Source organism: Streptomyces sp. NPDC004111, from assembly GCF_042874215.1.
Taxonomy (GTDB): Bacteria; Actinomycetota; Actinomycetes; order Streptomycetales; family Streptomycetaceae; genus Streptomyces.
This window is the reverse complement of sequence record NZ_JBIAMU010000001.1, coordinates 744972-760096: the sequence shown is the minus strand read 5'-3', so window position 1 is coordinate 760096 and position 15125 is coordinate 744972. Positions and strand designations below refer to the sequence as shown.

General features: G+C 73.7%; 15 protein-coding genes. 9 read left to right on the top strand and 6 right to left on the bottom strand.

All coding sequences use genetic code 11. From position 1 onward, the window contains the following. Nucleotides 1-180 precede the first annotated feature (180 nt). Nucleotides 181-756 (bottom strand): MarR family winged helix-turn-helix transcriptional regulator, encoded by a 576-nt coding sequence (locus ACFYVL_RS03395; protein ID WP_389241073.1) that lies wholly within the window; start codon nt 754-756, stop codon nt 181-183. A 59-nt stretch (nt 757-815) separates the two neighbouring features. On the opposite strand from ACFYVL_RS03395, the gene ACFYVL_RS03390 reads away from it, so the two are divergent. Both ACFYVL_RS03390 and ACFYVL_RS03385 read left to right on the top strand, forming a co-directional pair. After that, nucleotides 816-1496: a TIGR03086 family metal-binding protein gene (locus ACFYVL_RS03390; RefSeq protein WP_389241072.1), complete on the top strand. Its 681-nt coding sequence runs from the start codon at nt 816-818 to the stop codon at nt 1494-1496. Further along, a complete protein-coding gene (locus ACFYVL_RS03385; protein ID WP_389241071.1) occupies nt 1490-1912 on the top strand; it encodes a hypothetical protein in 423 nt (140 codons plus the stop codon). Before ACFYVL_RS03390 ends, ACFYVL_RS03385 begins: the two co-directional genes overlap by 7 nt. Nucleotides 1913-2023: 111 nt before the next feature. On the opposite strand, the gene ACFYVL_RS03380 is transcribed toward ACFYVL_RS03385, so the two are convergent. Beyond that, nucleotides 2024-3250, bottom strand: a complete 1227-nt coding sequence (locus ACFYVL_RS03380; RefSeq protein WP_389241070.1) for a glycosyltransferase — start codon at nt 3248-3250, stop codon at nt 2024-2026. Between the two features lie 437 nt (nt 3251-3687). On the opposite strand from ACFYVL_RS03380, the gene ACFYVL_RS03375 reads away from it, so the two are divergent. From ACFYVL_RS03375 to ACFYVL_RS03360, 4 genes are all read left to right on the top strand, one after another. Next, nucleotides 3688-4164, top strand: coding sequence for an NUDIX domain-containing protein (locus ACFYVL_RS03375; RefSeq protein WP_389241069.1), 477 nt, complete (start codon nt 3688-3690; stop codon nt 4162-4164). Then, the gene (locus ACFYVL_RS03370; protein WP_389241068.1) at nt 4161-6149 is read left to right on the top strand and encodes an ABC transporter ATP-binding protein; all 1989 of its coding nucleotides are present in this window, start codon (nt 4161-4163) and stop codon (nt 6147-6149) included. Before ACFYVL_RS03375 ends, ACFYVL_RS03370 begins: the two co-directional genes overlap by 4 nt. 93 nt (nt 6150-6242) lie before the next feature. After that, nucleotides 6243-7634: an META domain-containing protein gene (locus ACFYVL_RS03365; protein ID WP_389241067.1), complete on the top strand. Its 1392-nt coding sequence runs from the start codon at nt 6243-6245 to the stop codon at nt 7632-7634. A gap of 156 nt (nt 7635-7790) precedes the next feature. After that, nucleotides 7791-8606: a polysaccharide deacetylase family protein gene (locus ACFYVL_RS03360; RefSeq protein WP_389241066.1), complete on the top strand. Its 816-nt coding sequence runs from the start codon at nt 7791-7793 to the stop codon at nt 8604-8606. A 236-nt stretch (nt 8607-8842) separates the two neighbouring features. Here ACFYVL_RS03360 and ACFYVL_RS03355 read toward each other — a convergent pair whose 3' ends face one another. Further along, complete coding sequence (locus ACFYVL_RS03355; RefSeq protein ID WP_389241065.1) at nt 8843-10351, bottom strand: MFS transporter; 1509 nt, start codon at nt 10349-10351, stop codon at nt 8843-8845. A gap of 292 nt (nt 10352-10643) precedes the next feature. Between ACFYVL_RS03355 and ACFYVL_RS03350 the strand changes: the two genes are divergently transcribed. Next, the gene (locus tag ACFYVL_RS03350) at nt 10644-11306 is read left to right on the top strand and encodes a TetR-like C-terminal domain-containing protein (protein ID WP_389241064.1); all 663 of its coding nucleotides are present in this window, start codon (nt 10644-10646) and stop codon (nt 11304-11306) included. Between the two features lie 134 nt (nt 11307-11440). Then, nucleotides 11441-11797: a hypothetical protein gene (locus ACFYVL_RS03345; protein WP_389241063.1), complete on the top strand. Its 357-nt coding sequence runs from the start codon at nt 11441-11443 to the stop codon at nt 11795-11797. A gap of 125 nt (nt 11798-11922) precedes the next feature. Here ACFYVL_RS03345 and ACFYVL_RS03340 read toward each other — a convergent pair whose 3' ends face one another. From ACFYVL_RS03340 to ACFYVL_RS03330, 3 genes are all read right to left on the bottom strand, one after another. Beyond that, entirely contained in the window at nt 11923-12780 is an 858-nt protein-coding gene (locus ACFYVL_RS03340; protein ID WP_389241062.1) for an endonuclease/exonuclease/phosphatase family protein, read from the bottom strand. Continuing rightward, nucleotides 12777-13334 carry a YceI family protein gene (locus tag ACFYVL_RS03335; RefSeq protein ID WP_389241061.1) on the bottom strand — a complete coding sequence of 186 codons (558 nt, stop codon included), beginning with the start codon at nt 13332-13334 and terminating at the stop codon, nt 12777-12779. The genes ACFYVL_RS03340 and ACFYVL_RS03335 overlap by 4 nt, the downstream gene beginning before the upstream one ends. A gap of 132 nt (nt 13335-13466) precedes the next feature. After that, entirely contained in the window at nt 13467-13940 is a 474-nt protein-coding gene (locus ACFYVL_RS03330) for a carboxymuconolactone decarboxylase family protein (protein ID WP_389241060.1), read from the bottom strand. A gap of 186 nt (nt 13941-14126) precedes the next feature. Here ACFYVL_RS03330 and sigJ point away from each other — a divergent pair, with 186 nt between their 5' ends. Continuing rightward, on the top strand, nt 14127-15113 hold the full coding sequence (gene sigJ, locus ACFYVL_RS03325) for an RNA polymerase sigma factor SigJ (RefSeq protein ID WP_389241059.1): 987 nt from the start codon (nt 14127-14129) through the stop codon (nt 15111-15113). Nucleotides 15114-15125: the final 12 nt, after the last annotated feature.

Below are 15125 nucleotides of genomic sequence, written 5' to 3'. Positions count from 1 at the left end.
GCACAGCTTCGCAGGGCGCAGAACCGGCCGTCGTCGCCCCCATCGGTGCGGGCCGCAGCACTCCAGCGCGCCCCCGCAAGGCACCAGCGGCCCCCGGTGGATCGCGTCGGCCCGAGAAGCTCCCGCTGCCCGCCGAACCCCGTACCGCCCCGCGCGCGGCGGGCCCGTCACCGGCCGCCCCTACGGCTGGCCCTCGCTCTCGTACAGCAGCCGCAAGCCGCGCAGGAAGCCCTCGCGGTCCTTGGCCGGCAGCCGTGCCAGCAGGCTCTCCTCGCTCTCCTGGATCGCGGACTGCACGATCTCCCGCAGCCGTCGGCCCTCCGGCGTGAGCGACAGCAGCCGCACCCGGCGGTCCCCGGGGTCCGGGCGGCGGTCCAGCAGGCCGCGCGCCTCCAGATCGTCGAGCACCGGGATGATGCGCGTCTTGTCCGCGCGTACGGACTCGGCGAGTGCCGCCTGGGTGCGCACGGGCGACTCGGTCGCGTCGAGCCGCAGCAGCACGGTGTACGCCCACATGGTCAGCCCGTGCGCGTCGAGGACCGGCTGCTCGGCAGCCATCAGCGCGCGGCCCAACGGCACGACCATCGCCGCGAGATCGGGCCGCCGCGGCGCGCCGCCGACCGGCTGCACGGGCCCGTCCCTCTCCCCCTCGGCGACCCCTTCCGGCGTCCTCGCGCGGGCCGCGCTCCCGGGTGCGGCCTTCGCGCGCACCGCTTTCCCGTGGGGCGGCTTCCCCCCGGCTGTTCTCTCCGACATGGCGACGAAAATACCCGCTGCCCGTTGACAGATCGTAAGCGCGAGCACATCGTAAGCGTATGCCTATGAATTTGAACGGGCTCCGATCGCTAGGGGAGTTCCAGGAGTTCCAGGAGTTACGCCTGTTGCACGCGACGGCCGTCCGGACGAGTGCGGCGCTCGTGGCCCGGGTCGCCGTCCCCGACGACCTCGCCCGGCCGACGCCCTGCGCGGACTGGGACCTGGGCGCACTGCTCGCCCACATGACCGCCCAGCACCGGGGATTCGCCGCCGCCGCGCGCGGCCAGGGCGCGGATCCGGCGCACTGGGCGGCGGGCCCCCCGCCTGGCGCGGACGTCGCCGTGCGGTACGCCGAGGAGGCCGAGCGCGTCATCGCCGCCTTCGCGGACCTCGACGACCCTCAACACCCCTGCGTACTGCCCGAGTTCGGCCCCGGCCGCACCTTCCCCGCGATCCGCGCCCTCGGCTTCCACTGCCTCGACTACGTGGTGCACGGCTGGGACGTGGCCCGCAGCCTGGACCTGCCGTACGCGCCCGGCCCGGAGCTGCTCGCCGCCGTCCTGCCGATCGCCCGCGCGGTTCCCGGCGGCGCCTCGCGGCTCGCCCCCCACAGACCCTTCGCCCCGGCTCTCGCCCCGGCCCACGACGCGGACCCGCTGGAGACGCTCCTCGCGGAACTCGGCCGCCCGGCCGACTGGCGGAGCCCGGCAGCCGCCTCCCGTACGGAGTCCCCGTGCTGAGGCCGGCGCCGGGACCCGTCCTGCGGTCGCGGTGGACCCCGGGGCCCGAGCACGGGACATCTCCCGGGGCGCCGCTCCTGGTCAGCGTCACCGACTTCCGCCCCCACCGGGCCGCCGACCTGCCGGGAATCCATCGCGCGGGGCGGCAACTCGGTTCGGGATGGGGCGAGTTGGACGGGGCGTACGGCATGTGGCTGTGGCTGGCGCCGTTCGCGCGCCGGTGCGGGGCGGTGGCGGTCTGGCGCGACGAGGAGGCTCTGCGCGGGTTCATCGGCTGGCCGCCGCACGTCCGGATCATGAAGGAGTACGTGGGCCGGGGCGAGCTTGCCTCGGTCAGCTGGCGGATCGACAGCTTCGACGTACCCGCGATCCACCGGCGCGCCCGCACCTCCCTCCGCACGGAGCTGCTCGACTGAGGTTCGATCGCCGGACGGTCGCACCCGCCCGGTGCGGTACGGGGGCGGGGCGTCCCCTCCCGGCAGGGGCAGCGAGGTGCCGCCGCCGGCCGGGGACGCCCCGCCCGCCCCTCAGCCGATCCGGCCGACCAGCAGCTTCGCGGCGACCGCGGCCCCGTCCGTGACGAGGGTGTCCGCCAGCGCCCTCGCCCGTACGAGGGTCTCGGGGGCCAGGGCGATGCCGAGCGCGGCCGACAGGGACGCGAAGGTCGGGTTCGGGCCGTCGTGGGCCGCGCCGATGCCCAGTTCGGCCACCCGGCCCGCCCAGTACGGCTGGTCGGCGATCTGCGGCACCACCACCTGGGGCGCACCCGCCCTGGCGGCCGTCGTCGTGGTGCCCGCACCGCCGTGGTGCACGGCGGCGGCCACCCGGCCGAACAGGTCCTGCTGGTTGACCTCGCCGACCACCAGGCAGTCGTCGCCCTCGTCGGACAGCGCGAGGTCCGCCCACCCGCTGCCGAGGAGTACGCGCCGGCCGTGCGCCCGCGCCGCCGCGACGGCCGCCCGTGCGACGCCGGCCGCGTCCTGGAGCGGCATGCTGCCGAAGCCCACGTACACCGGCGGCTCGCCCGCCGCCAGGAACGCCGCCACCTCGGGGGGCAGCGGGCGCGAGTCCGGCCGGATCCACGCACCGGTCTGCACCACGTCCAGGTCCGCCGGCTCGATCCACGGGGCCAGGGCGGGGTCGGCCGCCAGCCACGGCCGGAGCGTGAAGACGTGGTCGATGACGTCGCCGACGGGCGCCAGACCCACCGACTCCCGCTGGGCGTTGACCGCCCCGCCGAAGAGGGTGTTCATGTGCGCGGCGTTCCGCTCCCAGAGGGCCCGGTTGTCCATCGCGCCCTCGGGGATCGCCAGACCGGGCCACTCCAGCGGCGGGTGGTGCGGGGAGCGCAGGTAGGTGGGGAAGTAGGACACCGACACGTACGGGACGCCGAGCTTCTCCGCCGCCGCCCGCGCGCCCGCCCCCGCCGGGATCAGCCCGGTCGCCACCACCGCGTCGCACCCCTCGGCGGCGACCTCGGTGACCGCCTCGTACGTCGACGCGGCCAGCACCCGCGCCCGCTCGGACAGACTGTCGGCCGGCCGGGGCGCGTCCCCGCCGACCTCGCCCTTCACCATCTCGCGCACCGACCAGCCGATCGGCGTCAGCGGTATGCCGGCCGCGGCCAGCAGTTCCGCGAAGTCCGGCGCCGCGCACATCCGCACGTCCACGCCGAGCGCGCGCAGTTCGCCCGCGAACCCCAGCATCGGCTCGATGTCGCCGCGCGACCCGTACGTCACCAGTGCAACACGCATGAGGAGACTCCCCCGTAGATCATTTCCTGGACGGGAGATTCTCTGCCACGACAGGGGTGCGGTGGCAAGGCCCCTGCCCCGGAAGCCGATGACGACTTCCGGCAATCCCCCTGAAGCAGTACCCAGACCCACATGAGTGATCGAACGCAGCATCACGGCACAGGAACCACTGCCGTCCCGGGGGCTGCCCGGCTATTCGAAATCCGATCCGGGATTTCGCCCCCGCCCACCCGTGACGGCGACAGGAACCCTCCGGTTACCCGACCACCTGTCCGCATCACGTCCCGAGGAGCATCCGTGCATCCTGTGCATCGCCCTGCGCCCGTTCATCCTGTGTTCGAACCCACCGCTGTCCGCCCGGCCGCCGCCGTGACCCCCGCGACGGGCGGCACCGGGCTCGGGGCCGCCGGGTCATGGGCGGATACGAGGTGCCTGGCATGAGGGAGTCCGCGAGCGCACCGCACCTGCTGGCCGCCGAGGTGGCCCAAGTCCTGCTGCGTACCAACGGGTTCGCGCTGTGCGTACGTGCGAAGGCCGGCCCGGCGGGCGGTCGGGGGCCGCTCGCCGTGGTGGGCGGGCTCCTGCGGGCGGGCGAGCCGCTGGACGCCGCCGCCCGGCGGGTGACCGAGGACGTCAGCGGGGTGCGCGTGGGGCCCGCGCAGCAGGAGTTCTGCGGGCTGGCCCACCGCCGCGTCCCCGGCGGGAGCGACCTGGTCACCGCCGTGTTCGTCGCCCAGTCCTGGACCGGCGAGCCGCACAACGCCGAGCCGGACGCGCACGAGGGGCTCTACTGGGTATCGATGGAGGAGCCCCCGCCGGACTGCCACTCCCACACCGCCGCCGTCTTCCGGCTGCTCACGCAAGGGCCCTCCTACCGGGCACTGAACTGGCCCGTCCCGAAAGGTGTTCTGTGAAGAGATTCTTCGGACGTGTACGGATGGTCGATCCCCGGGTCTCCGACGCCGAGAAGGAACTGTTCGGCGGCCCGCTGCGCTACGACCTCGGCTGGTCGGAGCACGAGCACGCACGGCTCGACCTGACCCTGCTGTCCGCGCTGCGCACCATGCCGGGGCTGGTCGGGGCGACCCTGCGGCTCGCCTGGCAGGCGAACCGGCGCTCCCTGCGCGCCGTCATGGTCAGCGAGGTCGGGCAGGGCATCGCCGCCGCCGTCGGACTGCTCGCCGTCAACAGCGTCATGCACGCGCTGCTCGACGACGGCACTCCCGTACAACGGCTGCACGCGCTGGTGCCCGGTCTGCTGCTCGCCGCGTGCGCCGCCGTCGTCAACTCGGTCCTGGCGGGCTGGTCCACCTCGCACGCGGGCCGCCTGGAGCCGCTGGTGGAGCGCATCGCGACCACGCAGTACCTGGCCGCCGCCGCTTCGGTGGAGCTGGAGGCCATCGAGGACCCGCAGTTCAGGCGGCTGATCGACGTCGCCCAGTACGGGGCGGGATCGGCCCGCCACATGATCGGCGCCTGTGTGGCCGCCCTGAACGGCACCATCTCGCTGATCTCCACGGCCAGTGTCCTCACCATCCTCCACCCGGCGCTGCTGCCGATGCTGCTGCTCATCGCGGCACCGCGCGGCTGGGGCGCGATGCGGGTGGCGCAGGAGCGGTACGTCTCGGTGATGAGCTGGATCGAGCACGTCAGGGCCGCCCGCCTCATCGGCAACCTGCTCACCGAGCGCACCGCCGCCCAGGAGGTGCGGATCCACTCCGTGGGCGGTTTCCTGCTCAGCCGCTACGCGCGGATGGCGGAGAGCGCCGAGACCGAGCAGGAGCGGCTGGCGAAGAGCAAGGCGGTGACCGAGTGGGTGGCCGCCGCACTCTCCGGGCTGGCCATGGCGGCGACGTACGCGATCATGTTCTGGCTGATCACGAGCGGGCACATGGGCCTCGCCGTGGCCGGTACCGCGGTCGTCGCCGTCCGGTCGGGCTCGGCGAGCCTGGGCGCGCTGGTGATGAACGTGAACAAGATGCACGAGGAGTCCCTCTACGTGCGCGACCACTCCCGCTTCCTGGCCGAGGCCGCGCGCAGGACCGTCCCCGGCGGCGGCGAACCGGTGCCGGTGCGGGTGGCGCGGGTGGAGCTGGACAAGGTCACCTACCGCTACCCGGACCGTGACGCCGCGGCGCTGGAAGGGGTGTCGCTCGCCCTGCCCATGGGCTCGGTCACCGCCGTCGTCGGCGAGAACGGCTCCGGCAAGAGCACGCTGATGAAAGTGCTGTCGGGGCTGCTGCTGCCGCAGGAAGGGACGGTGCGGTGGGGGGACGCCGAGGTGCGTTCGCTGGACCGTGCCCAGGTCTTCGACCGCGTCTCGCTGCTCACGCAGGACTTCCAGCGTTGGCCCGTGACCGCCGGGCTGAACATCCGGATCGGCCGCCCCGCCCAGGAGGCCGGTCCGGGGGACCTGGAGCCCTCCGTCGAGTACGCGGGGGCGGGGCCGGTCGTCGCGAAGCTGCCGGACGGCCTGCGCACCCTGCTGGCCCGGATGTTCCGCGGGGCCGTGGAACTGTCCGGCGGCGAGTGGCAGAAGGTCGGGCTGGCCCGTACCCACTGGCGCAGCACCACGTGCGAGGCGGACAGCATCCTCATCGTGGACGAGCCGACCTCGGCGCTCGACCCCGAGGCGGAGATCGCCGCGTTCGACCGCATCCGGCGGCTGGCCGCACCGAACCGGGCCGTCGTCCTGGTCACCCACCGCATGTCCGGCGTCCGCCGCGCCGACCGCATCTACGTCCTGCACGAGGGCCGGCTCGCCGAACAGGGCAGCCACGACGAACTCATCGCCGCCGACGGCCGCTACCGCACGATGTTCGAGGCCCAGGCCGCCCAGTACGCGCCCGCCCCGCCCATCCCGAAACCCGCGTCCCGGACGGTGGCCGACCCCGCCTGACCCGCCCGCACCGCCCGCACCCTCCGCACCCTCCGCACCCTCCGCACCGGCCAACACCTCTGCCCGCGCAGGGGTGTTGGCTACCATTGGCCAATGATCCTTCGGACCTCTCAGGGCCCTCGCGGTCTCCCGGCCCGGCGCCGCGCGTCGGTGGGACTGGTCGCCCTGCTGTGCCTCGCCGCCGCGTGCGACGGCGGCGCGGAGGGCAGGGCGGCGGGCAGCGGGGCGCGTTCGCCCGGGGCGGCGCCGCCCGCGCCCGTTCCGTCCGGCGCCCGGCCGTTCAGGGCGGCCGAACTCCCGCCGGGCGCGCCGTTCCCGCTGACCGGCGTGCAGTGGAGGTTCACCGACCCGTACACCTACGACAACTACCAGGCTCCGGACCTGGAGAACGCGTACCTCTACCTCTCCGACGACCTCTCCGTCCAGGGGAACTACGGCTGCCACTACTACACGGGCCGGGCGTCGTTCCCCGAGCCCGGGAGCGCGCCCGGGGCGGCACAGGACCCCTTCGGCCGGCCCCTGCTGACGGGCGTTCCGCTCGCCTTCCACGACATCACCGTCCGCACGAAGGAAGGCTGCACGGCGGCCGGCACCAGCGGAACGCCGGAATCCGTGAAGCGGGAGCTGGAGTCGCGCGTCCGGCAGTACTCGACCATGCCCTACGAGAGCACCCTGACCCTCAGCGAGGGCGAAGGCGTCGACGAGAAGGGCGTCCATGCCGAGCACCGCCCGCTCACCGCGCAGGAGCTCGGTCCGGTCACCGGCACCAAGTGGTATCCGGACAAACCCAACTGGCCCGTGCGCGCGGACCGGACCGCGCCGTACCTCTGGTTCGAGGAGGGCGGGGCGGTGCACGGCCACACCGGCTGCCGCCCCTTCACCGCGCGGCTGACGGTAGAACCCGGCCCCCGGAAAATGGCGTTCGGCGAGGTGCGCGCCCAGGGCGGGGACGGCTGCGCGGACACCGATGAGCGCACGTACGAGAAGAAGTTCCTCGACCGGCTCGACTCCCCGTGGACCTACACCCAGCGCTTCCGCACCCTGTACCTGAACACGGCCGGGGAGAAGGGCACCTTCGTCCTGTACACCCCCGGGCCGCCCGGCCCCGTGCGGCGGACCGCCCCGCCCCCGTCGGACACGGACGGCCTGGTCGGCCCCCGCTGGAAGGTGCGGGGAAGCTCGGGGAACGACGGCTCGGGAGCGTACTTCCAGGTGGCGCGGGACGGCCATGTGCTCGGGCACACCGGCTGCGAGGTCTTCACCGCCCGCGCCGCGGTCTCGTCGGCCGAGCTGAACGCCTCCCACGTCGCGGAAGCGACCGTCAACGGCGACCAGGGGCGCTGCACACCGGGCGAACGGGCCGCCGGGCGCGACTTCCTGGCCCGGTTCGCGGCGGGCTTCCGCTACACCCGCGACCCCTCGGGCACCGGCTGGCGGGCCGAACCCTCCAACGGCAGCGCGGGCTTCACTCTCGTACGCCCCTGACCCGCGGGCCCCGGCCCTTCGCGGTGTGTCCGCGAACCTTCCGAAAACTGTCCCCGAACGGTAACGGATGGAGCCTCCGGCCCGTTCCACTCGTCCTCACGAGTGGTCGCGAGGCGGCCGGGACCGGGCGGGGAACTGCGAGAGAGTGGGGCGGACATGGCACGGCACAGCGAGAGGCGTGGCTGGTACGGCAAGGTCGTCGGTGCGGCGCTCGGGGTGGTCCTGCTCGCCACCGGTGCCTCGGTGTGGACCGCGCAGGCGGGGCCGCCCGCGGACAAGGCCGCGCCGAACTCCGCCGCTCCCGCACCGGCACCCGACGCCCCCGCCGCACCCGGGAGCACCGCGAGCCCGGAGAGCGCCGTCAAGAAGGTCCCGGACACCATCGTGCACGCCTCGGACGCGGGCCGGCGCGGGGTCAACCTCACCATCGACGACGGCCCCGACCCGGTGTGGACCCCCCGGGTGCTCGACCTGCTGCGCCGGTACGGGGCGAAGGCCACCTTCTGCATGGTGGGGACCCAGGCGCAGGCCCACCCGGACCTGGTGAAGAAGGTCGTCGCGGCCGGGCACCGGCTGTGCGACCACTCGGTGTCGCACAACACCGCGATGGACAAGGGCTCCCAGGCATACCAGGCGCAGCAGATACGCGACGCCGAGCGCATGATCACCAAGGCGTCCGGCGGGGTCCGGCCGATGTACTACCGGGCGCCCGGCGGCGCGTTCACCCCGTACAGCCGCAAGCTCGCCGCTTCGCTGGGCATGCGCCCGCTGGGCTGGAACGTGGACACCAAGGACTTCGAGCGTCCGGGCACCGACGCCATCGTGGCCACCGTCGAGCGGGAACTGCCCAACGGTCCCACGCTCCTGTTCCACGACGCGGGCGGCGACCGCACCCAGACCGTCCAGGCCCTGACCCGGCTGCTGCCCCGGCTCAAGCAGCAGGGCTACTCGTTCGGCTTCCCGGTGCGGTGACCCACGCCCACCTGTCGTGGCTGGAGGTCTGCTCCTGGAGCGACGGCATCGAGGTGACCCCGGCCGCCGCCCGCCGGTGGCTGCGGCACCGGCCCTGAGCGCGGTGTGCGACGGCTCGTGAGGCCGGTCTCTCACGCCGCCGGACGGGGTGCGGACATGCGGATGCGGGGCCGGGGCGGCCGGTGGATCCCGGGCCGCCCCTCTGGCCCCGTACGCGTCTCGCGGGAGTTGTCGCTTCAGGCGGCTTCGGGGGCCGCTTCGGGGGCCGCCTCCGCGGCGCGGGTGCGGTGCGGGCGGGCGGGCCGCAGGAAGACCGCCGCGAGCACGACTCCCAGCAGCACCAGCCCCGCGTTGACCGCGATGGCGGTCACGACGCCCGTGTGCACGGCGGACGCGGTGGCCGCTCCTGCGGTGGCCGCCGTGACGACCGCGGCCATGATCGGGGTGCCCATGGTGATCCCGACCTGCTGCGACATGGAGGCCAGTCCGGTGGCCAGGCCCTGTTCCCGGTCGGGGAGCCCGCTGGTGGCGGTGACCATGAAGCCGACGATGACCAGCATGTTGCCGACGCCGCCGAAGAACGTGGCGGGCAGCAGCAGCGCCATGGAGGCCGTGGTCGTGGTGCCGAGGAAGAGGAGGGCCGCGGTGAAGACGGTCTGGACGACGCCGCCGGCGACCAGTGCGGTCAGGGTCGAGGTCCTGGCGATGACCTTCGGGGCGAGCAGCCCGCCGACGACCGTGCCGATGCCCAGGACGCCGAAGGAGATGCCGGCGGTGAGCGGGGAGAAGCCGAGGGTCTTCTGGAGGTAGAGGGTCAGGAGGTACACGAGGGAGGTCTCGGTGACGAAGGCGAGCAGGCCGAGGACATTGCCCCAGGCGACGTTGCGGCGGCCGAGCGTCTTCAGCGGGACGAGCGGGGCCGCGACCCTGCGTTCGACGGCGAAGAACGCGGCGAGCAGGAGCACTCCGGCGCCGAGTCCGCCCAGCGCGTGGGGGTGCGTCCAGCCGTACTCGCCCGCCTGGGTCAGCCCGTAGACGAGGCCGAGCAGTCCGAGGGTGACGGTGAGGGCGCCGGGCAGGTCCAGCTTGGGCCGGACGGTGGGCCTGGACTCCTTGATGACGGCCGGGGCGATCAGTACGACGGCCAGCGCGACGGGCACGTTGATGAAGAACGCCCAGCGCCAGGAGAGCAGTTCGGTCAGTACGCCGCCGAGGATCGCTCCGGTGGTGAACCCGGCGGACATCAGCGCGCCGTTGATGCCGAGCGCCTTCTGCCGCAGCGGGCCCTCGGGGAACGCGGTGGTGAGCAGCGAGAGTCCCGCCGGGGTGGCGGCGGCGGTGGCCAGGCCCTGGGCGACCCGGGCGACGAGCAGCACCTCGGAGCTGGTGGCCAGGCCGCCCGCCAGGGAGGCGACGCCCAGGAGGACGAGGCTGCCGATGAAGATCTTCTTCCGGCCGACCAGGTCTCCGATGCGGCCGAAGAAGAGGGTGAACCCGGCGGCGGAGAGCGCGAACGCGGTGGCGATCCACTGGAGGTCGGCGAGGGAGAAGCCGAGCCCGTCGCCGATCGCGGGCAGGGCCACGTTCAGGATCGAGAAGTCGACGGCCAGCATGAACTGGGCGACCAGCAGCACGGCCAGCACGAGCTTCAACCTGCCGGTGAGCTGCGGGGGTTGGGCTTCGGGGACGGGACTGCCGGCGGCAGTGCGGGTGGCCGACCGGGGCGCGGTGTTCGTTGCGGACATGGCGGATTCCTCATCCAGACGGGAGACGGGCGGAGACGGAGGAGACGGGAACCACCCCCTTAACGGGTCTGCGGTTCCGTTACGTCGAAGAAGTTAGCACGCGCATCGCCGTAAGGGAACTGTGGTTCCGATAAGGTGGGTGCATGCACTCGTGAACCGCACGTACGCCGGTCAGCTCGCACCCGTCCGCCCCGTGCCTGTCCCCCCGTCCGCCCGTCCGCCCCGCGAAGTCCGGTGCGGTGCGGCACACCCCGCGTCCGCCGCACCCCCGACACCCCTGAAGGAGCCCGCCGTGCCCGACACTCCCGCCCCCGCCCCCACCCCCGATGCCCCCGGCACCCTGCGTCCCGGCGGGCGCACCGCCCGGGTGCGCGAGGCCGTCCTCCAGGTCGCGGGCGACACCCTCGCCGCCGACGGCTTCAGCACCCTCGACCTCGGCGAGGTGGCCCGCCGCGCGGGCGTCGGCAAGACGACCGTCTACCGCCGTTGGGGAAACCCTGGCGCCCTCGCCGCGGACCTGCTGACCGACATGGCCGAGCAGTCGCTGCCGCGCACCGACCACGGCACCCTGGAGGAGGACCTGCGGGCCAACGCGCGGCTGGTCGTCAGCACCCTCACCGAGTCCCGCCAGAGCCGCCTCTTCAAGGCGCTGATCGCCGCCTCCCTCTGCAACGACCAGGCCGCCGAGGCGCTGCACCACTTCTACGCGGTGCGCATCGAGGAGTGGGCCGGCTGTGTGCGCGACGCCGTCGCCCGGGGCGAGGTGCCGGCGGGCACCGACCCGCACGCGGTCGTCGCCGCGGTCTCCGCACCCCTGTACTACGCCCTGCTCAACACCGGCCGCCCGCTCACCGAGGCCGACGCGGACCGCGCCGCCCGCGCTGCGTGCACGGCGGCACGGGAGGGCGTGTGGCGCGATGCCGGCACCCCGCTCACCCACATGGCCCAGGAATGATCGATTCGGCGGCCCCGCGCGGGTGACATCGCGCATCAGCGGTCCGCCACCGGGGGAAGGCGCAGGCAGACCCGGCGGCCCGCCGGGTCCGGCTCGTCAGGAAGCCGCCAACTCCTCCGATCGAAAAGGGTTTCATGCGCCTTCGCCACACCGCCGCCGCCGTACTCGGCGCGCTCGCTCTCGTCGTCACGCAGTCGGCGTCCGCGAGCGCCGCCACCGGCGACTTCTCGTACTCGTTCGTCGGACTCGGCGGGTATCCCCAGTCGATCACCCTGCACGACCCGCAGAGCCCCGGCTGCGTCACGATCCCCGAGGCCGCGGACCCGGGCTCCTCCGATCCCGCGTTCGCCCCGCACAACGACACCGACGAATGGGCGATCGTCTTCACCGAGCCCGACTGCAGCGGCGACTCCTGGACGCTGCGCCCGCACGGCCAGCCCGCCTCGGACCGCCTCAAGCTGCGCTCGGTCTACCTGACCGGCCGCCACTGAGCCGGAACACCGGCACAACGGCCGACGCCCCGGCGGCACCCGAGCCCTTCCTCGGGTGCCGCCGGGGCGTTCTGCCGCACGGACGCTCCCCGGCCGCCCGCGCCCTCCCCCCTTCCTCGTCCGCCTCACCCCGGCGGCAGCAGCCCCACCTCCAGGTCCGCCACCACGCCGTAGTGGTCGCTCGCCCGGACGCCGTCCACCGGCTCGTCGAAGGCGAGCCGGGCGCTCCGTACCCGGGCGTAGGCTCGCGGATGGGCCCACGGCGAGCCGACGAACACGTAGTCGAAGCGGCGCCGGTGGCCGGGCTGGCGGATCAGGTACGCGATGTCCTCGGCCGCCCGGGGGTTGTCGGCGGTCCAGGTGTGGCCGGGGCCCGAACCCGCGACCTCCCAGGCGTCGTGGAAGTGGGTGCTGCGGCCCGCCAGGGACTGACGGCCGGTCAGATAGCGGATGCTCGCCGCGTCCGGGTCCGCGTTGAAGTCCCCGGCGATCACCGTGGGCAGTGCCGTACGGTGCCGGGCCGCCAGGTCGCTCAGGGCCACCGACTGCCGCTCCCGCTGGGCCTCCATGTCGGGGCGGAACGAGGAGGTCGGGGCGATGAACAGGACGTCGCCCAGCTCCGGCAGCGGAACGTGCGCCGCCAGTGTCAGCCAGGGGACGTCCGGGGCGTCCGCGCCGCGCTGGTCGAGCACTTCGACGATCCGGTGCGGCCACCGCGTCGCGAGGGCCGTCCCGCCGAACCGGTCCGCGTGCGGCGGCCGGGTCGGGTGGGCCGCTTCCTGGTGGGTGGCGTGCAGCCCGGTCCCGTCGAGCAGCGCGGGCAACTGCCCCGGCAGCACCTCCTGGAGGGCCAGCAGGTCCGGGGCGAGGCTCCGCAGACCGGCGTTGACCACCGCGGTGCGCGCGGCGGCGTCCCCCCGGTCGTTCCAGACGTTCAGCGTGAGCACGCGCAGCCGCAGCGGCCCACCGGCTTCCGGCGTCACGGCTGCCGCACGAGGGTGGCGTCGAACTCCAGCAGCACCTTCGCGCTGACCAGGAACGTGGTCGTGGCGTTCCAGTTCACGTCCCAGTCGTTGCGGTTGATCAGGGCGCTGCCTCGGAAGCGGATCCGCCCGTCGTCCCCGGCACCGCCCGCACCGCCGGTCAACTCGACGTCCAGGGTGACCTGTCGGGTGGTGCCGCGCACGGTGAGGTCACCGGTGACCTTGAAGTGGGTGGCGTCCGTCTGCTTGACCCGGGTCGAGGTGAAGGTGAGCGCCGGGTGGTGCTCGACGTCCAGGAACTTGCCGTGCAACAGGCCGTCGCGCTGCGGGTTCCCGGTGCCGAGGGTCTGTGCCCGTACGGAGAGCCAGGCGCTGGAGTTCTCCGGCCGGCCGCCGTCCAGGTGCGCACCGCCCTCGAACTCCTCGAACGTCCCCGGCACCCGGCCGGCCATCGTGTGCTTCGCCACGAAGCCGATCCGGGAGGCGGCGACGTCCAGGACGTGGTCGCCGGTGAGCGAGGTGAGGTCGGTGGGGGTGGGAGCGGGGGTGGACATCGGGTGGTCACTCCTGACTGTGCCGCGGTACGTGGTTGCTGCGAGGAAGCTCCGTGGGAGCGGGTACCGGGGCGGCGCCGCGGAGGAAGGGGACGGTCCCCTTCCCCCCACGGCGGCGCTCCCGGCCGCCGGTCAGCCGAACTGGCCCGGCTGGTAGCTGCCCGCGGGCTGCTGGGCGACGACGTTCAGCCGGTTGAGCGCGTTCATCACGGCGAGCAGGCCGAGCAGCGCGGCGAGCTGGTCCTCGTCGTAGTGCTTGGCCGCGTTCGCCCAGACCTCGTCGGGGACCCCGCCCGCGGCGTCCGCGATCCGGGTACCCTGCTCGGCCAGTTCCAGCGCGGCGCGCTCGGCGTCGGTGAAGACGGTGGCCTCGCGCCAGGCGGCGACCAGGTGCAGCCGCACCGAGGTCTCGCCCGCGGCGGTGGCGTCCTTGGTGTGCATGTCGATGCAGTAGCCGCAGCCGTTGATCTGGCTGATGCGCAGTGCCACCAGCTGCTGCGTCACGTCCGGCAGCGACGACTCCATCACGGACCGGCCTGCGGAGACGAGGTACTTGAGGTACTTGGCGCCGACGGGGTTGGCGTGGAAATTGAGACGGGTGTCCATGATGATCTCCCTGGATCTGCGGAACCGTGAGCGACTGCGGGACCGTGTGCGTCCCACACCGGTCCGACGAGGCGGCCCGCCGGAATGTGAGGCGCCGCGACCCGCCTCACATTTCGCGGGGCTGTGTCGTCGGACGAGTGGGAGATCCGTCGAGGCCCCGTACCGGCACCAGGGAGCAGGCACACCATGAAAACCCCGCACGACCCGTCCGAGCCGGGCGCGCAGCCGACCGACCGGGCGTCGCAACCGACCGACCGGGCGTCGCAGCCGCTGGACCCGGGCCTGGTCGCGATCATCGGCGAGCGCCGCCAGCTGATCAACCTCGCGTACCGGCTGCTCGGCTCGCTGGCCGACGCCGAGGACGTCGTCCAGGAGGCGTACACCCGCTGGTACGCGATGTCCCGGGAGCGGCAGGAGGCGATCGAGTCGCCGGGGGCCTGGCTGACGAAGGTCGCGGGCCGCATCTGCCTCGACCTGCTGGGCTCCGCGCGGGCCCGCCGGGAGAGCTACGTCGGCGAATGGCTGCCGGAGCCGCTGCCCGACCGGACGGAGTGGGACGGCGGGGGCCCGGACCTCGGGACCGCGGACCCGGCCGACCGGGTCACCCTCGACGAGTCGGTGAACATGGCGTTCCTCGTCGTGCTGGAGGAGATGACTCCGGCGGAGCGCGTCGCGTTCATCCTGCACGACGTCTTCCGGTACTCCTTCGCCGAGGTCGCCGAGATCGTCGGCCGCACCCCGGCGGCCTGCCGCCAGCTGGCCACCTCGGCCCGGCGGCGGATACGCGACTCGCACACTCCCCCGGCCGCTTCGGCGGTCCGCCGGACCGAGATCGTCCGCTCCTTCAAGGAGGCCTGGGAGGCCAAGGACATCGAGGCGCTCGTCGGCCTCCTCGACCCGAACGTGACGGGCTTCGCCGACGGCGGCGGTCTGGTCGCGGCGGCGCTGCGCCCCATGACGGGCAGTGAGGAGTTCGCCCGCTACCTGCTGGCCGCCACCGCGGTCCCGGGCCTTACCGTCCTGGAGCGCACGGTGAACGGCCAGCCCGGCCTGGTCACCCAGCTCGACGGCGCCACCATCGGGGTCCTCGCGTTCGAGATCGCCGACGACCGCATCGTCCGCTGCTGGGCCGTCCGCAACCCGGAGAAGCTCCGGACCTGGCCGATGTGCTGAGACGCCGGAGGC

Excerpts from the sequence above, each read along its gene's own strand:
- ACFYVL_RS03335 (WP_389241061.1), bottom strand. The coding sequence starts at position 13,334 with ATGTCCACCCCCGCTCCCACCCCCACCGACCTCACCTCGCTCACCGGC.
- ACFYVL_RS03345 (WP_389241063.1), top strand. The coding sequence starts at position 11,441 with ATGCGCCTTCGCCACACCGCCGCCGCCGTACTCGGCGCGCTCGCTCTC.
- ACFYVL_RS03390 (WP_389241072.1), top strand. The coding sequence starts at position 816 with ATGCCTATGAATTTGAACGGGCTCCGATCGCTAGGGGAGTTCCAGGAG.
- ACFYVL_RS03330 (WP_389241060.1), bottom strand. The coding sequence starts at position 13,940 with ATGGACACCCGTCTCAATTTCCACGCCAACCCCGTCGGCGCCAAGTAC.
- sigJ (WP_389241059.1), top strand. The coding sequence starts at position 14,127 with ATGAAAACCCCGCACGACCCGTCCGAGCCGGGCGCGCAGCCGACCGAC.
- ACFYVL_RS03360 (WP_389241066.1), top strand. The coding sequence starts at position 7,791 with ATGGCACGGCACAGCGAGAGGCGTGGCTGGTACGGCAAGGTCGTCGGT.
- ACFYVL_RS03380 (WP_389241070.1), bottom strand. The coding sequence starts at position 3,250 with ATGCGTGTTGCACTGGTGACGTACGGGTCGCGCGGCGACATCGAGCCG.
- ACFYVL_RS03395 (WP_389241073.1), bottom strand. The coding sequence starts at position 756 with ATGTCGGAGAGAACAGCCGGGGGGAAGCCGCCCCACGGGAAAGCGGTG.
- ACFYVL_RS03365 (WP_389241067.1), top strand. The coding sequence starts at position 6,243 with ATGATCCTTCGGACCTCTCAGGGCCCTCGCGGTCTCCCGGCCCGGCGC.
- ACFYVL_RS03375 (WP_389241069.1), top strand. The coding sequence starts at position 3,688 with ATGAGGGAGTCCGCGAGCGCACCGCACCTGCTGGCCGCCGAGGTGGCC.
- ACFYVL_RS03355 (WP_389241065.1), bottom strand. The coding sequence starts at position 10,351 with ATGTCCGCAACGAACACCGCGCCCCGGTCGGCCACCCGCACTGCCGCC.